This window comes from Ihubacter massiliensis, assembly GCF_024125305.1.
GTDB classification, from domain to species: domain Bacteria; phylum Bacillota; class Clostridia; order Peptostreptococcales; family Anaerovoracaceae; genus Hominibacterium; species Hominibacterium faecale.
The window spans coordinates 2,799,793-2,815,845 of the sequence record NZ_JAMXVH010000001.1 but is presented as its reverse complement, the minus strand read 5'-3'; the positions used below and the strand labels follow the sequence as shown (position 1 = coordinate 2,815,845).

At 47.5% G+C, this 16,053-nt stretch carries 20 protein-coding genes; 8 read left to right on the top strand and 12 right to left on the bottom strand.

Annotation, left to right across the window (positions count from 1 at the left end; all coding sequences use genetic code 11):
* Positions 1 to 113: 113 nt before the first annotated feature.
* A complete protein-coding gene (locus NIA71_RS13100) occupies positions 114 to 965 on the top strand; it encodes an anthrax toxin lethal factor-related metalloendopeptidase (protein ID WP_253020617.1) in 852 nt (283 codons plus the stop codon).
* Between the two features lie 600 nt (positions 966 to 1,565).
* Positions 1,566 to 2,321 (top strand): exodeoxyribonuclease III, encoded by a 756-nt coding sequence (locus NIA71_RS13095; protein WP_253020616.1) that lies wholly within the window; start codon positions 1,566 to 1,568, stop codon positions 2,319 to 2,321.
* 145 nt (positions 2,322 to 2,466) lie between these two features.
* Here the strand turns inward: NIA71_RS13095 and NIA71_RS13090 are convergent, their stop codons facing one another.
* Positions 2,467 to 3,150: an NAD(P)H-hydrate epimerase gene (locus NIA71_RS13090; protein ID WP_148398288.1), complete on the bottom strand. Its 684-nt coding sequence runs from the start codon at positions 3,148 to 3,150 to the stop codon at positions 2,467 to 2,469.
* A 14-nt stretch (positions 3,151 to 3,164) separates the two neighbouring features.
* Positions 3,165 to 4,721: a phosphomannomutase/phosphoglucomutase gene (locus NIA71_RS13085; protein ID WP_148398290.1), complete on the bottom strand. Its 1,557-nt coding sequence runs from the start codon at positions 4,719 to 4,721 to the stop codon at positions 3,165 to 3,167.
* Positions 4,722 to 4,910: 189 nt separating this feature from the next.
* On the opposite strand from NIA71_RS13085, the gene NIA71_RS13080 reads away from it, so the two are divergent.
* Positions 4,911 to 6,311, top strand: coding sequence for an alanine/glycine:cation symporter family protein (locus tag NIA71_RS13080; protein ID WP_148398292.1), 1,401 nt, complete (start codon positions 4,911 to 4,913; stop codon positions 6,309 to 6,311).
* Here the strand turns inward: NIA71_RS13080 and NIA71_RS13075 are convergent.
* A complete protein-coding gene (locus NIA71_RS13075) occupies positions 6,265 to 6,645 on the bottom strand; it encodes a putative ABC transporter permease (RefSeq protein ID WP_148398294.1) in 381 nt (126 codons plus the stop codon). The genes NIA71_RS13080 and NIA71_RS13075 overlap by 47 nt on opposite strands.
* 74 nt (positions 6,646 to 6,719) lie before the next feature.
* Between NIA71_RS13075 and NIA71_RS13070 the strand changes: the two genes are divergently transcribed.
* Positions 6,720 to 7,091 (top strand): VOC family protein, encoded by a 372-nt coding sequence (locus tag NIA71_RS13070; protein WP_148398295.1) that lies wholly within the window; start codon positions 6,720 to 6,722, stop codon positions 7,089 to 7,091.
* Positions 7,092 to 7,134: 43 nt separating this feature from the next.
* Here the strand turns inward: NIA71_RS13070 and NIA71_RS13065 are convergent, their stop codons facing one another.
* From NIA71_RS13065 to NIA71_RS13025, 9 genes are all read right to left on the bottom strand, one after another.
* Positions 7,135 to 7,851 carry an ABC transporter permease gene (locus tag NIA71_RS13065; RefSeq protein ID WP_253020615.1) on the bottom strand — a complete coding sequence of 239 codons (717 nt, stop codon included), beginning with the start codon at positions 7,849 to 7,851 and terminating at the stop codon, positions 7,135 to 7,137.
* Positions 7,852 to 7,854: 3 nt separating this feature from the next.
* Positions 7,855 to 8,664, bottom strand: coding sequence for an ABC transporter ATP-binding protein (locus NIA71_RS13060; protein ID WP_148398298.1), 810 nt, complete (start codon positions 8,662 to 8,664; stop codon positions 7,855 to 7,857).
* Positions 8,664 to 9,461 carry a MerR family transcriptional regulator gene (locus tag NIA71_RS13055; protein WP_253020614.1) on the bottom strand — a complete coding sequence of 266 codons (798 nt, stop codon included), beginning with the start codon at positions 9,459 to 9,461 and terminating at the stop codon, positions 8,664 to 8,666. Before NIA71_RS13055 ends, NIA71_RS13060 begins: the two co-directional genes overlap by 1 nt.
* A 126-nt stretch (positions 9,462 to 9,587) precedes the next feature.
* Positions 9,588 to 9,779 (bottom strand): helix-turn-helix domain-containing protein, encoded by a 192-nt coding sequence (locus NIA71_RS13050; protein WP_148398302.1) that lies wholly within the window; start codon positions 9,777 to 9,779, stop codon positions 9,588 to 9,590.
* Positions 9,780 to 9,784: 5 nt separating this feature from the next.
* Entirely contained in the window at positions 9,785 to 10,144 is a 360-nt protein-coding gene (locus NIA71_RS13045; protein ID WP_241361636.1) for a type II toxin-antitoxin system RelE/ParE family toxin, read from the bottom strand.
* 70 nt (positions 10,145 to 10,214) lie between these two features.
* Positions 10,215 to 10,592, bottom strand: coding sequence for a MazG family protein (locus tag NIA71_RS13040; protein WP_148398305.1), 378 nt, complete (start codon positions 10,590 to 10,592; stop codon positions 10,215 to 10,217).
* A gap of 12 nt (positions 10,593 to 10,604) precedes the next feature.
* Positions 10,605 to 11,420, bottom strand: a complete 816-nt coding sequence (larE, locus tag NIA71_RS13035) for an ATP-dependent sacrificial sulfur transferase LarE (RefSeq protein WP_332108549.1) — start codon at positions 11,418 to 11,420, stop codon at positions 10,605 to 10,607.
* 8 nt (positions 11,421 to 11,428) lie between these two features.
* On the bottom strand, positions 11,429 to 11,971 hold the full coding sequence (locus NIA71_RS13030; protein WP_253020613.1) for an HDIG domain-containing metalloprotein: 543 nt from the start codon (positions 11,969 to 11,971) through the stop codon (positions 11,429 to 11,431).
* Positions 11,972 to 11,983: 12 nt separating this feature from the next.
* Entirely contained in the window at positions 11,984 to 12,910 is a 927-nt protein-coding gene (locus NIA71_RS13025; protein WP_253020612.1) for a DMT family transporter, read from the bottom strand.
* 295 nt (positions 12,911 to 13,205) lie between these two features.
* Here NIA71_RS13025 and cobT point away from each other — a divergent pair, with 295 nt between their 5' ends.
* Genes cobT through NIA71_RS13005 form a run of 4 tightly spaced genes read left to right on the top strand, consistent with a single transcriptional unit; the run spans position 13,206 to position 16,047 of the window.
* Positions 13,206 to 14,327, top strand: coding sequence for a nicotinate-nucleotide--dimethylbenzimidazole phosphoribosyltransferase (cobT, locus tag NIA71_RS13020; RefSeq protein ID WP_253020611.1), 1,122 nt, complete (start codon positions 13,206 to 13,208; stop codon positions 14,325 to 14,327).
* Positions 14,327 to 14,860, top strand: coding sequence for a bifunctional adenosylcobinamide kinase/adenosylcobinamide-phosphate guanylyltransferase (locus NIA71_RS13015; RefSeq protein ID WP_148398313.1), 534 nt, complete (start codon positions 14,327 to 14,329; stop codon positions 14,858 to 14,860). The genes cobT and NIA71_RS13015 overlap by 1 nt, the downstream gene beginning before the upstream one ends.
* A 7-nt stretch (positions 14,861 to 14,867) precedes the next feature.
* Positions 14,868 to 15,671: an adenosylcobinamide-GDP ribazoletransferase gene (locus NIA71_RS13010; protein ID WP_253020610.1), complete on the top strand. Its 804-nt coding sequence runs from the start codon at positions 14,868 to 14,870 to the stop codon at positions 15,669 to 15,671.
* Position 15,672: 1 nt separating this feature from the next.
* Positions 15,673 to 16,047 (top strand): hypothetical protein, encoded by a 375-nt coding sequence (locus tag NIA71_RS13005; RefSeq protein ID WP_148398317.1) that lies wholly within the window; start codon positions 15,673 to 15,675, stop codon positions 16,045 to 16,047.
* The last annotated feature ends 6 nt before the right edge of the window (positions 16,048 to 16,053 follow it).

Sequence of the window (16,053 nt, the reverse complement as noted above, 5' to 3'; positions counted from 1 at the left end):
AAAGGTTACAGTGAAATTCTTAGAAACGTTGAAAGTTCTTGCTTTTAAGTGTTGACAGACAGGCGCGGAAAAGTATAGAATAAGGTTACATCCGAAGAGGAAGGGGTGTAATTATGAGTGCGACAAAAAAAGAAGCTTTAACGAAGGTTTGTATTGCTCTGATCATGGTATCTATGATCGGACTTTGCATCGCCAATCCCAATGAAGAGGCAGGAACGGATTGTATCATCTCCGGCCAGGTTGTGATCATTGAGGATGACGCGCCGCCTTTGGCTGCCACTGTTTCTAAAACCACAACAAAGACAACCGTAAAAAAGAAAACTCAGGTTAAGAAATTAAAGAAAAAAGCCAAAAAGAGCAAAACGACGACTAAGAAAAAGACAAAGAAGAGCACAAGTACTAAGAAATACAGCACAAAGACGGTAAAAACTCAGAAGACAGTCGTAACGACAACAAAGACGATAATCAAGAAGAAATCGAAAAAGAAAAAGATCAAAACGACGATTAAGACGACAATCAAGACTACGACTACGACACAGACCACTACGGCTGCCGGCGGCGAAGTGAAGATAAGAAGCATCGCGCCAAAGGCAGATCCAGATGTTCTCAACGCTTTTGAGAGCGGCGGCTACAAAGTTGTGGTTAATCCAAAGGTAAGCTATTCCGGCGTTTTCCGCTCTGCGACTAAGACCATTGAATTGAAGGCTGCCAATGCTGTTGTCTACCATGAACTGGGGCATTTTGTCTCTTATCGGACAGGAAGAGCGGACAGCACCAGCGAGTTCAAGGATATTTATAACGATGAGAAGAGCAAGTACAACTATAGCGACAAGGCCTATGTAACCCAGAGTTCGGGTGAGTACTTCGCCGAATCCTTTAAAAACTATACGGAGAATCCGAGCAGGCTGAAAAGCGAACGGCCGCGGACATACAGCTATGTGAAGTCAAAGGTAGATCAATTCTAGCGGGGCCGAACAAGTCCTTTGGCAGAGGCGGCTTGAGCCTGGAAAGTCGATTACTTAGAAGTTTCAATACGCAGTTGTCTCGCCCAATAAAGACATCGTAGACGAGACCAAAAGGGGTTCGATAAATCCGGAAACAATGCACCGGGATATAAGCCGGGCATCACACGAAGTTATGAAAAGGTATATTCTAAAACCTATGAATGTTTTGGAGTGTACCTTTTTTGTGGTATAAGAACGGCGGCTTTGCAAAACGCTGGTCAGCGACTCCGCCGGCCGGGAGTGTCGGAATAGCAGCAAAACGTATTTATTTCTGATAGTTTGGACCTCAGATGGCTTCGAGGGCAAGAAGGGAGTGGGAGAAGTGTTAAAGAACGGGTTGAAAGTCACCGGGTTTAGGATATTCAGGTGGCCTTCTGCCAAGCCAAAGAGGGGAAAAGTATCAGTCTGGAACTGGTTTTGGCTGAAATCTTGCGGGCCCGTAATCAGATGCCAGTCCGGCTGCGCACACACCGGCGCTATGCAGGATGAGAATTTGTGCTATAATAGAAATCATTCCAGCTTCCTGGCGGAGCTGGCGATTAATAACAAAGGAGAAAAAGAATGAAACTCATATCATGGAACGTAAATGGAATCCGAGCCTGTATGGGCAAAGGATTTGTGGATATCATAAAGGAACAAGATGGAGACATCGTTTGTATTCAGGAAACCAAGATGCAGGAAGGGCAGGCAGAGGTGCCGGTGGAAGGATATTATCAATACTGGTGCTCCGCAGAAAAAAAAGGATATTCAGGCACTGCGATTTTTACGAAAGAAAAACCGCTCTCGGCAGCTTATGGACTGGGGATCGATGCCCACGATCATGAAGGCAGAGTGATCACATTGGAATATGAAACCTTTTATTTGGTTAATGTGTACGTGCCCAACTCGCAGAACGAGCTCAAGCGCTTGGGCTACCGGATGGAATGGGAAGATGCCTTCCGCGCCTATGTATGCGGTCTTGACCAAAAAAAGCCGGTTATTATTTGCGGCGATATGAATGTGGCTCATAAAGAAATTGACCTGAAAAATCCAAAAACCAATGTGAAAAATGCAGGGTTCACACCGGAGGAACGGGAAAAAATGACCATTTTGCAGGACGCAGGATTTGTCGATAGTTTCCGTTATTTCTATCCGCAAGCAGAAGGCATCTATTCCTGGTGGAGCTACCGTTTTAACGCCAGAAAGAATAACGCCGGATGGCGGATCGACTATTTTCTGGTATCTGAAAAGCTGAAAGATAAGATGAAAGATGCTTCCATTCTGACGGATGTCATGGGCAGCGACCACTGCCCAGTCGTTCTGGAGCTGGAGGTATAGTATTTTTACCATCTGTACGGCGTTGCTGTAAGGCGATCATTAAGAGTTAGGCTCAACAATCGAGGAGAACAACTCGATTGTTGAGCTAAAACACAGACTAATATCAACAATAAGTCAAAATGTTATACGATATACCCGCAACAGTTTACCAGAGCGCGTCCTCATCGATGCCGATATCTGCAATGAACGTTTCGCCGCAGTATTTCCTGGCAAAAGACTTGAGATGTACCGGCTTCTTATTGTGAAAGGTTACGGTCAAATGCGCCTGCACCGCGTTGGCATCGATGTGCTGCCTTTGAATGGCATCGCCGCCCAAACCTGACGGAATGTCCAAGGCGCAGATCAAGGCTTTATCGGAGAATTGATTGATAAAAGCGGCGGCTTTTAAAGCATTGGGCCGCAATTTACCGTGGAACCCGGTCCCGTAGATCGCATCCACGAGAATATCCTGTCTGCCTCGAATTTCCATAAAAGGTGATTCAGTCTTTGTCATATCGATAATTTGGACCTGATCCTTTATCAAAGAAAAATTGGTGACAGCATCATCAGCAGTGGGTGCGCCATCTACCAGGACAATGGTAATGGAGGCGCCCTGTTCCATAAATTTTCTGGCTGCGACAAAGCCGTCTCCGCCATTATTGCCTTTGCCGCAGAAGAGGATGATCTTTACCTTAGACAGTGGTTTTCCATACTTGGCGGCAAATTTAGCGGCAATTAGTTCGGCAGCGGCAGTACCCGCCCGTTCCATCATCTCATAATAGGACAGACCTGCCGCGTTAGCACGTTTCTCTAGGATTTTCATTTGCCCGCAAGTCACAAAATCTTTCATGATTCCACCTTCTTTTAATAATTCATAGGGGATAGATCCAGCTCTTGATAAGCGGATAAAAAGCTTCGAACCTTTTCCAGAATCTCCGCACAGCCCCCCTTTCTTTCCGACTCTGCATTCAGCGGCATAATCGGATCATGGAGTGACTTTCGGAGAAGACACCAACCGCCCGCAAAGGCGATGCGCACGCCTTCATAATTGGGAGACACCACCGTCATGTCCGGATCCTGATCAGCAAAAGCCTTCAGATCGGCAAGGACCTGATCACCGTAGGATGCAAAATCGGAGGCAGTGATGGGAATCCGGACTTCTATTGCTTCTTCCGGCTGTTTAAGGCCTTCGATTAAGCTGTCCAAATTTTTGCCGGCCAGATGCAGCTGGGCCGTTTTAATAACAATTTTCGTGGCCAGATAAGCGCCGTCATCGAGGAAATAGTTTTCCTTGAGCGCCGCATGACCTGAAGTTTCGATGGCCAGCTGACAGTCAATTCCCTGCTCGTTCAGCTCGATGGCTTTATTGATGACATTCTTATAACCGCGTTTATAACGCAAATGTTTAAGCCCCAGCCCCTCTTCCAGGAATACGGTTAGGGGGTCGCTGGTTATACTATCGGTAACAACCGTGCTTCCAGGATGCTCTTCTGCAATCAGCGCAGCAGCCAGCCCTACGATTCCATTCCTAGCGATTTCGCGGCCGCGGTGATCGACTGCCGCCGAACGGTCAACGTCCGTATCAAAGATGAGCCCCAGGTCAGCACCGCTTGAAATAGTTTTTAGAGCAACGGACTCCATGGCCTGCCGATCCTCCGGATTGGGCGGATGATTGGGAAAGCTGCCATCCGGTGAAAGAAACTGGCTGGCACTGATATCAGCACCCAAGGGCGCCAGCACCTTGCGCGGATAAAAGCCTCCGCTTCCGTTGCCCGCATCAACAACAATTTTTAAACCGGTAAGGGGTTTATCATAAAAATCGGGGTGGTTTACTCCCTTTTGAATTATGCTTCGCAGATGAGAACAATAGGTATCCATCAGATCAGCTTCTTCAGTGGGATAGCTCTTTTTGCCAAAAACGAAAATCTGCCTGTTCCAGTCCGGTTCACCCAGTGAGGATAGTTTTTCATCTGATTGGGCAAACTCAATGATCTGAGCAATATCGCTCTTGTTAAGACCGCCCTCTTTATCAAAGAATTTAAAGCCATTGCGGTTAAAAGGCAAGTGACTGGCAGTGATCATAATTGCACCGTCGCAGTTGTATTGAGGAAAGACGGTAGACATGAACATTGCCGGCGTGGAAGAAAGACCGCAGTCGAGAATACGGACACCGTAAGGTCCAAGCCCCATGAACAATCCGTTTTTCAAATGCTGGCCGGACATCCTTGGATCACGTCCTACGGAGATGGTTATCGTATCGGTGTTCTTGCCCGTTTTTTTACACAACCAGAGTAGATACCCTTTGGCCAGCCTTTCCGCTTCCGTATCGGTCAGATTTGGCAGCTGTCCTGGAACGCCGGTTAGGGAAATTCCGCGGATATCGCTGCCGTTTTGTAAGTTTTTAAAATTATAGTTCGTCATAAAGTATTCTCCTTGTACATAGATGCCTTGGCATATTCCACTTTGCGGCAATAAAAATTCCATGATTGAATATGCTATGTATTTATGTTAAATTTAAAGGCGTGTGGGTTTTATTACCCCTAGAACCATTATAAAAGAAAAGTGTTTGCAGTAAAAGATTTTTTTGCCAGAATTTAAAGGAGTGAGAGAATGAAGCAATTTACAGAGGTTCTGAATATAGCAAATGAGTTTCTGTACAGCAAGTTTTTAATCATTTTGCTGATTATTGTCGGAGTGTACTTTACCATTCGCACGGGATTTGTTCAGATTCGGCTGTTCCCTGATTCCCTCAGGGTCGTTCGGGAAAAGAGCCATGAAGAGGGCAGTTTATCCTCTTTCCAAGCATTGATGATCGCTACAGCTTCCCGAGTAGGAACGGGAAACATTGCCGGCGTTTCAACAGCTATTGTTATGGGCGGCCCCGGGGCGCTGCTTTGGATGTGGATCATGGCCGTGATCGGAGGAGCATCAGCTTTCATCGAAAGTACCCTGGCACAGGTCTATAAAGAGCGGGACGGCAAAATCTTTAAAGGCGGGCCGGCCTACTATATTCAACGGGCTTTGGGCGCCAGATGGCTGGGAATTATTTTTTCCATATTGCTGATCCTTACGTTCGCCTTTGGGTTCAACGGTTTGCAGTCGTACAATATCAGTTCTGCCTTTGAATATTATGTGCCCAACTTTGCCCAGTCTAATGTTCCCATGGTTATCGGCATCATCCTGGCTGTTGGAGCCGCCGTGCTCTTCTTTGGAGGGACCCATAAAATTGGACGAGTTTCGTCAGTGCTGGTACCCATTATGGCAGTGCTTTATATCATCATCGGACTGATTATTTTTTTCGCCAATATCACATATCTTCCTCAAGCAATGAAGGAAGTGGCTGCGGCTGCTTTTGACTGGGATTCGATCTTTGGCGGATTTGCCGGCTCCTGCGTGGTGCTGGGCATCAAACGAGGCCTCTTTTCCAACGAAGCAGGTATGGGATCGGCGCCCAATGCGGCTGCCGCTGCCAATGTATCCCATCCGGCCAAGCAGGGCCTGGTACAGGTATTATCGGTATTTATCGATACCTTGCTCCTCTGCTCGACCACTGCGTTTATCGTTCTGCTGACTAATCAGTACACAGTGGGCGGGGAACTCAATGGCATTCCGCTGGTCCAGCAGTCAGTTGCTTCTGTGTTCGGTTCTGCTGGTATCCATTTTGTAACAGTAGCGATTTGCCTCTTTGCATTCACATCTTTAATTGGAAACTATTTTTATGCAGAGGCGAATATTAAATTTATTAGTGAAAATAAGATTTTTATGTTCATTTTCCGCATCCTGGCAATCCTGATGATTTTTGTCGGCGCGCAGAATGACCTGGAAACTGCCTGGGGCCTCGCAGATGTAATAATGGGCTGCATGGCAACCGTTAATATCATTGCGATCATACTGCTGGGCGGTATTGCCCTGAAAGTTTTAAAGGATTACCAGGAGCAGAAAGCACAGGGATTGGACCCTGTATTTAAGGCCGAAAAAATCGGTATCCATAATACAGACCTTTGGAAATAAGAAGTATCCCCAGACACAGGAAAAACCAGATCAGGGTGAACAGCGGGCATATCTGGCCCAATACATTGCCGGGCATTTGAGAATAGTCCCAGATGTTCCAGTGATACCAAAGGTTTACAATCAATCCCACTGCAAATTCATAAAGGGTGATGACCAAAGCTCCGCAAGCGGCTTTTAGCATTAGAGGCGCCTTATGAAATTGCAGGTTCAAATAGTATAGAGTAAGCAGGCAGGCTCCTCCGGTAAGCATCATCGTCCAATGGGTAAACCCGCGGAAAAGGACTTCCAGTGCTCCATAGCCAAGAGCGCCGACAGTGAAAATAAATATACTCATAGTTCTATTATCTGTGGCCGAGGGACAAATAATCGTGGTATAATTTGACTAGTTAAAACGAGGAGGGAACGAACATGAAATTTGAAATGTATCATAGCTGTATAACCGTTTTGGATTTGGAAAAATCGCTGGATTTTTACGAAAGAGCGCTGGGCCTCAAGCCGGTACGGACCATCGAGGCCCAGGATGGTTCCAGCAAAATTGTGTTTTTAGCCACAGAAGGAAATCCGTGCCAGCTGGAGCTGACCTGGATGAGAGATCGAAAAGAACCATATGATCTGGGAGATAATGAGATTCATGTGGGCTTTCGGGTTGACGACTACGATGCGGCTCTGGCTTATCACAAAGAAATGGGCTGCGTCTGCTTTGAAAATCCCAATTTTGGCGTTTATTTCATTGAGGACCCGGACGGATATTGGATGGAAGTGGTTCCAACAAGAGAATAAGGAGCCAAGGTGTATGTTTTAAAAGCAAACTGAAAGCTGCGTTTTACTCGGAACGCAGCTTTTTTAGCAGGATTGCGCAAAGAGCAATTGCGATTGAAAAGATAACCATTAATGGGATAAAGTCGCTCAGTTCGAATACTTGGCTGGAAAGCGAGGTATAGCTCCATGCTGCCGGCAGCAGCTTTCCAATAATTTGCAAAAATTCGGGGAGTAAATTTGCTGGAAACATAATGCCTGACAGCATGATGGAGGGTAAGAATACTAACTGGCTGAACATGGTTAGCTTTGCCTGGCTCTTGATGGACAATCCCAAGACGCAGGCTATGCTCAGCGACACAAGGATAAAAACGATCACATTTCCAAAGTAAAGTGGAAGATTAGAAGGAATTTGCGCATCAAAAGCAATGGGCGATAGGATGTAGATGATACTGCTCATAATCAGCAGATGAATAAATGCCGACAGTATTAAAGATAGCAAGCCAAAGCACAGCGGCATTCCATTTGCTTTATACACTTTTTTAATATCAGATCCATAAATTTCTGCAAGCGAGGGCGGAACGCCTATGAGAGCTCCCATAGATACGCCCATGACGGTCATGGATGAAATTAATGTGTCCTTTGCCTCCGGCATTAATGAAGTGAATATACCGCCCATGATCGCAAAAAACATGAGAGGAACAATATAACAAGTAATTAATAAAGATTTACTCCTGATATCCAACCTGAATTGGAGAGCAATCCCATATAAAAATGCGCCCATCGGTCATTCTCCTTTCGCTACCTCAATAAAATGCTGCTGGAAAGAACCTCGATTTATTTTTATATCCAGAATCGTAAGGCTTTTACTTTTATATTGTTCCAATATGGCCGGCAGAGACTCTCCAATATCATCAACCGTATAATCGTCTTTGCCGCACTCGGTTATAATTTCGATATTATACTGGGTGCCGACTTCCTCAGTCAATTCATCGACGGTTCCTAAAAAAGCGATACAGCCATGATTGAGTATGGCGATTCGACTGCATAAGGCCTCTATCTCTGCCATATCGTGACTGGCCAGAATAATCGTTTTCCCCAGCTCCTTCAACCGGCGTATTTGATTGTGCAAGGCAATCCGTCCTTCTACGTCCAGCCCGGCCGTCGGCTCATCGAGAAAAAGAATATCCGGATCTCCGATTAAAGCCAGAGCTAAATGCAGACGGCGTTTCTGCCCGGTTGATAATTGGCAATATTGCTTTCTAGCCAGTTCATCGATTCCAAGTGCGGATAAAATCGACGGTCCAACCTTTGTTTTTTTCCATTTAGCGAAAAGATGGATCGCTTCCATAGGTTTGATGCAGGCGGGCAGAGAGGCAGATTGCAGTTGAATCCCTACTTGTCCGTTTACGGAGACTTTTCCCCGCTCATATTTTCTAAGTCCCTCCATACATTCAAGAAGCGTTGTTTTTCCCGCGCCGTTAACACCTAGTATTCCAAAGATTTCCCCAATTTCCACATGAAAATTCAAATCTTTAAGTATAAGATCATTTCCATAGCTCTTGTACAAATTCTCAACCTGTATCGCATGATCCATCACCGTACCTCCTTAAAAGGATTGACTCCGATCTTCGAAAGATAGATATTCAATGCCGGTTGAATATATTCATTAACAATTGTCTGTTTTTGCACCCAATCCCTATTTTCCCCTTTCAGGTTTCCGAACTTCATGAGCTTTGGCAGCATGCGCAGATCGCCATCGGTGAACTCCATAACCATATTCCAAAACTGTTCCGCTAGTCGCTGCGCCTTTTCGTCATCCGGCGCAATGCCGCTCTTCTTGAGAGCTATAATATCCTCGTTCAGCTGGTTGAATCGATCCATAAAAAGTCTGCCGCTTTCAATATCGAAGCGGCTGCGAATATGGTCCAAGGTATCGCTGTCAAAATGCTTGATCAGCCAATAATATTCATTATCCAATTGCAAATTGATGATAATATCAGCGTACTTTTTGAAATCTACGGTTTGCATTTGCAGCACTTCTTCTTTCAGTGCTTCGATTGCATTTAAGGATTCGGAAAGAACTTCGATCTTTTCTTTCACAACAGAAGCCTGCTGGGCGAGAATATCTGCGACTTCAGCGGGCGTATTCAATGATATGAGCCGGTCTTTAATATCGCTTAAAGAAAAACCTAAGGATTTTAAAGAAAGTATCTGATGAAGACGGATCATATCCTTGTAAGTATACAATCTGCGTCCTCCGATACTTTCAGCCGATGGAGAAAGCACTCCCTCTTGATCATAATATTGTAAAGTACGGACTGTCGTACCCATTTTCTTTGCCAGTTCTCCGACAGTCATATACCCTTCGGGTATCGCTCTTTCTTTTTGCATAAACGATTCCCCCTGCTTTTATTATAACTTGTTACGCTGCGTTACAAGCAAGATATAATTTGCAAAAGAAAGAACTATAACATAAGTATCCCTGTCAGTGACGATAGGCGGGCTGCATAACTGCCATTACCGTCCTCCAGATTGCTTTGATGAGGATACGGTAAGCTTTAAACCAAGCGGCTGCAAAATTTTCAGCAAGGTAGCTAAGTTTGGCATAGTCTTGAAAGATTCAATTCTTGCAACGGAAGACTGAGGAATTCCACAGATGGCAGCTAGTTCCCTCTGGCTGATTCCAAGTGCATTGCGTGTTTCTATCATTGCGCTTACAATAGCGGCAAGATTTTCAGCTTCTTCGATATCTTGGCTTTTTCAATTTCGCGGCGAGGTGTCTTTTGCGATTTCTTGCGGAACTGATGGCGAAGAACAAAGGTGTTATTATCAAAGAAGGTATACAATACACGGTTGTTTCCGGAGCGCAGTTCCCATATACCATCCCCGAGGTGTTTCGTAACATTTTCCGGAAGGCGGGTGCCATTCTCCTGCAGAAGCTGAATGTAGAAAACTGCCTGCTTATATTGTATACGGGCATCTTTATTTGTGGATGCTTTTTGCCGCAATGCTTCAAGAAATTCCCAAACGTCGGATTCTCCATTGCTTTCTTCATAGAATTCGATTGTATACATTCTTAGTATGCTCCAAAGCGAGTGAGTTATTTCTTAATGGTGTGATAGCATAAATGCTATCAAAAAGCAACTATTTCATCTCCTTCTCCTGTCTTTTAATCTGCTCCCAAAGAGACAGCCCTTCTTCCACAGACTCCACCTTGGCATCGCCAAAGACATGGGGATGGCGGCGGATCATTTTTTCGTTGACGCCCCGGACAACATCTTCCATGGTGAAGCGGCCTTCTTCCGCCGCGATCTGTGCGTGCATAACCACTTGCAGCAGCAGATCCCCCAGCTCCTCGCAGAGATTGGCGTCATCTTTATTGTCAATGGCCTGGATCACCTCGCCCGACTCTTCGATCAGGCATTCCTTCAGACTTTCATGGGTCTGCTTGATGTCCCAGGGGCAGCCGTTTTCTCCCCGCAGTGTGGCGATTGTTTTTACAAATTCATCAAAAATCTCCATAATTGTTAACCTCTATTCCTGTATTTCTTCGTTGAGACTTCCCATGCGATAGCCGATCAAGTCCAGTGTAACATAGAAAAAACCGGCTTCCTTGACCAGAGCGCTCACCCGGTCCATAAACTGCAAATCAAAGAATTTCTTGCGGTCCTCAGGAGCCACTTCGATTCTTGCCAGGTTTCCATGGCAGCGCACCCGCACCTGGCGAAATCCCAGATCACGCAGCACTGATTCGGCCTTGTATACAGCTGCCAGCTTCTCCGGCGTGAGCGTTTCCCCATAGGGAATTCTGGAAGCCAGGCAGGCAAAGGCCGGCTTGTCCCAGATATCGCCTCCCAGCTCCTTTAGAGCTCGCCGAATTTCCGCCTTGGTCAGTCCCGCCTCCTTTAAAGGACTGGCGATGCTCAACTCGGCCAGAGCTTTGTGGCCGGGCCGGTAGTCCTTCATATCGTCCAAATTAGTACCGTCCACAATGACTGCATGGGGAAACTGGGCGGCCACCTGCTGTTTCACTTGGCTGAAAATAGCTTTTTTACAGATATAGCACCGGTCCGTGGGATTATGGGAGAACTGGGAAAGGATTTCCGCACCCAGATCGACGATCAAATGGCGAATGCCCTCCTTTTGACAAAGCTCACGGGCATAAGCGATCTCATCGGGCGCGAAGTTGGGGGCTGAGGCAGTGACGGCAATCAGCTGATCGCCCAAAACTTTCTTTGAAAATAAAAGCAAAAATGTGCTGTCAACGCCGCCGGACAGGGCCAGGGCCATCTGCCCATAGTCCTTTATAATCCGCTCCAGTGAGAGCAGCTTTTCTTCATACTTCATCATGGCAGCCCCTACTGCTCGCAAGTGCGCATGGCTAAAATAGTTTCCTGGAACAGCTCGTCCAGCTCCCATCCCAGCATTTCCGCGCCCTGGCGAATCACATCCCGGGAGCAGCCTGCAGCAAACTTCTTATCTTTAAACTTTTTCTTGACGGATTTGACCTCCATGTCCTGGACGCTTTTGGATGGACGCATCAGGGCGCAGGCGCCGATCAGCCCTGTCAATTCATCGGTGGCAAAGAGAACCTTTTCCATCTGGTGGGTCGGCTCGATATCGGAGCAGATGCCGTAGCCGTGGGAGCATACCGAACGGATAAAATCTTCATCCAGGCCGCCTTCTTTTAACAGCTCCGGCGCTTTCTGACAGTGCTCGTCCGGGTACATTTCAAAGTCGATATCGTGGAGCAGTCCCACCAGCCCCCAATACTCGGGATCATACCCCAGCTTTTCCGCAAAATAGCGCATGGTACCCTCCACCGTCAGGGCATGCTTAATGTGGAATTCTTCCTTGTTGTATGTTGTCAGTAATGCAAACGCTTCTTCTCTTGTGATCATAATAACACCTCTCTATTCATGATTTTTCGCTGACAGCCGTTCCGTCTTGGAAGGCAGCTGAGCAATAATAATGGCAGCAAACATAACAATACATCCGATCAGTTCCCTGGGCGAAATCTGTTCATGGAGAATCAGTACGCCGGAGATGGCCGCAAGCACCGATTCCAAACTTAAAAGAAGGGACGCGATGGTCGGATCCGTATCCTTTTGTGCGATAATTTGCAGCGTATAAGCCACCCCGCAGGAAATGGCGCCGGTATATAAAATGGGAAACCAGCAATCCAGAATGTCGGACCAAACGGGGGTTTCGAAGATGGCCATCGGCACCAGCGAAATGATCCCGCAGACAAAGAACTGGATGCACGACATTTTCACGCCATCGGTTTTGGGCGAAAAATGATCGATGACCAGAATATGTATGGAAAAGCCAAAGGCACACAGCAGTACCAGAAAATCGCCTTTATTGATGGACAGACCGTCCTTCATGCACAGCAAATACAGTCCAGCCAGTGAAAGAAGGACGCAGAGCCAAACGATGGGGCGAATTTTCTTGCCGATAAAAAAACTGAGTATGGGTACGATGACAATATAAAGCGCTGTGATAAATCCAGCTTTTCCGGCAGTGGTGTACACGACTCCGAACTGCTGGAGGGAACTGGCGACGAAGAGAATGACTCCGCAGGAAATTCCGCCCAGGATGAGCGTCTTATTTTCCGCCTTCTTTTCTTCCTCTGTGGATTCTTCCTTGTCATCTGCTGGGTTCATTTTTCCTAAGAAAAAAATAACCGGGATTAAGACAATGCCGCCGATCAGGGAGCGGATTCCATTAAAAGTGAATGGTTCGATATAGTCCATTCCAGCCCGCTGAGCCACAAAAGACGTACCCCAGATCAGAGCCGTTAAAAGCAGCAAAAGATTGCCGCGCAATTTTTTGTTCATAAAAACCTTCCTTATCGTCAATTTGTTTTTTCATAATACAGGAAATATCGATTGCGTAGCATTTCCTGTATTTCAAAAAAGTTTACCTTGTGAAAGTGAGCGCGAAGCGCGAATAATGTTTCCAAAGAAAACTTTTTTACATGCAAGATTATTCTATCGGGTTTGCCGGTAACTTTCAAGTGTTTTCAAGGTTGAAAACCTGTACGAAAGGCGCTGGCTGTGATAAAATTGTAAGCAGTGAGCCGTCCGTATGGTTTTGCGGCGATTTTGCTCATGGTGCGGATGAGGAAGGAGTTTGGAAGTGACCAATCAAGAATTGCAAGATGTGATCAAGACGATTGCGCCTTTGAACCAGGAGGCCATGGAAAAGGCGCGCAGCCGTCAGCAAAGCCTGGCCAAACCGCCTGGAAGCCTGGGGCTTTTAGAGGATATTTCCATTCAGATGGCCGGGGTCACGGGAAAGGTGAACAACCACATCGAAAAAACCTGCGTAGTTGTCATGTGTGCCGATAACGGAGTTGTGGAAGAAAATGTATCCTCAGCGCCTCAGAGCGTTACCTTGGCCCAGACAATCAACTTTACCAGGAGGCTGACCGGCGTTGGGGCCCTTAGCGAAAGCTTTGGCAGCGAACTTTTGATTGTGGATGTGGGGATAAACGGATCGATTCCCCAGAATCTATATACGGAAACACCTTTTTCCGACACCCACAAGATCGTCAATCGAAGGATTGCAAAGGGAACGCGGAATTTGACCAGGGAAAACGCCATGACCGAAGAACAGACATTGCGGGCCGTGGAAATCGGGCTGGAGATGGCGGCAGCGGTAAAAGAGAAAGGCTACGATATCTTTGGCATTGGGGAAATGGGGATCGGAAATACCACCACCAGCGCTGCGGTTTTATCCGCGCTTACCGGAGAATCGGCAGCAAAGACAGTTGGTAAGGGCGGAGGCATCGTGGATAGCAGCTTTGCCCGTAAGAAAGAGATCGTAGATGAGGCCCTGAGCCGCTGTCGGGGCTTATCGCCTCTTTCGGTGCTGTCCCGAGTGGGCGGTTTTGACCTGGCGGCCATGACCGGTGCATTTCTCGGAGCGGCGGTCAGCCGGCTTCCAGTGGTGATCGACGGTTACATATCGGCGGTAGCGGCTCTGACAGCATCCAGAATCGCCCCCGCCTGCGTTTCCTATATGTTCCCGTCTCACAGCTCTTATGAAAGGGGTTACCGTTTAGCCATGGAAGGTCTGGGGCTGATGCCCTATCTGGATCTGAAGATGCGCCTGGGCGAAGGCAGCGGGTGCCCGCTGGCTTTCAAGATCATTGAGGGGGCGTGTGGGGTTATGAACCGGATGGCAACCTTTGAAGAGGCTGAAATCAACGATGATTATTTGGAAGAAATCCGCAGAGGGGATTGTTTCTGATGAATTTGTTTATCAGCGGTGGCTGCAAAAACGGCAAATCGTTTTTCGCTCAGCAGCAGGCCAGGCAGCAGGCGGATGAGCTGGGGGTGCCACTTTATTATTTAGCGACGATGATCCCCGCGGATGGGGAGGATCGGGAGCGGATCAAGCGCCATCTCAAGGAACGGGAAGGCTGGGGCTTTGCCACCATCGAGCAGGGGAAAAATATCCTACAGGCTCTGGGGCAGGCTGATCCTGACGGCGTTTTTCTGCTGGACAGCGTGACCGCCCTTTTGTCCAATGAAATGTTCGACGAGCAGGGCGGGGCAGATGAAGATGCTCCCCGGCGGGTGAGCAGGGAGCTGGTCCAATTTGCGCAGCGGACAGGAAATACGATCTTTGTGTCCGACTATATTTATGGGGATGCTGCCCGCTATGAGCATCTGACGGAAAGCTATCGCAGCGGCCTGGCTTTGTGCGACCGGAGTTTGGCCCGGATCTGCGACCAAGTAGTGGAAGTTTCATACGGAAGCTTTCATTATTTTAAGAGGTAGGATGAGAATGAAAGCAATAACTGGTTTTTTTATGGCTTGGGGGAATTTCTGCGCCATCCCCTGCCCCTGCAAAAAGTGGGATGAAAAGGCAAGGCCCCATATGCTGGTCATGTTCCCGGTGGTCGGGCTTATCATGGGCATCCTGTGGTATGGATTGTTTTTGCTGGTTGATGCGGCGAGTATTCCCAGGCCGCTGGCGGCCGCCCTATTGACGGCATATCCCTTTGTCGTCAGCGGTTTCATCCATCTGGATGGATTTATGGATTGCAATGATGCCATCCTCTCCAGGCGGCCGCTGGAAGAACGACGCCGTATTCTCAAGGATTCCCACGTGGGAGCATTTGCGGTTATCACGGCAATTTTACTGTTTCTGCTGTTTTATGCATCCATGAGTTCGGCGCTGGAACGGGAAAACCCTCATATTATGTGGAGCCTGATCCTGATTCCTGTTCTCGCAAGAACCATGTCCGCAAGAGCGGTCATCGTCCACCAGCCTTTGTCCACTAGCCAGTATCAAAAGATCTTTGCTTCTTCCAAAGGACGGAGGTTTAAATGGGCAGTCAGCCTGATTTGGCTCCTGGCGGCGCTGCTTTTAATCGGCGGCGGCGGGCTGCTGGAAGCGGAGCTGAATCCAGAGGGAGGCCCGGGGCTCTTTTGCACCTTTGCCGCTTTGACGGCGGCAGAATTCTGCGCATCCATTTTGAGCGGCGCTTACGCGAGGCGGCAGTTAGGAGGAATGAACGGCGATGTTGCCGGGTTTGCTCTGGTTTGGAGCGAACTTGCGGCAGTGATTTCGCTGGCAGTGATTTGATATGAATTTTGTATTTGGCGGAGCATATCAGGGGAAACTTGATTATGCGAAAGAAAACTTTTCAGTAAAAGAAATTTATATATGCGATGAAAAACGGGCTGAGCTGGACTTTTCCAAGGATACTATATACGGTCTGGAGGATTTTGTGCTGGCCTGCCTTCGGGCGGGCGTGGAAGCGGCGGATTACCTGCGGGAGCACATTGACCAGCTGCGTGCAAAGACGGTGATCTGCACTGATCTTTCTCAAGGCGTGGTGCCGATTGACCGGGAGCTTCGGGCGCTGCGGGAAATGACGGGAAGGACCATGATTTACCTGGCAAAAGAAGCGGACAGCGTTACCCGTGTTTTCTGCGGGCTGGGACAAACATTAAAATGAAGAGGG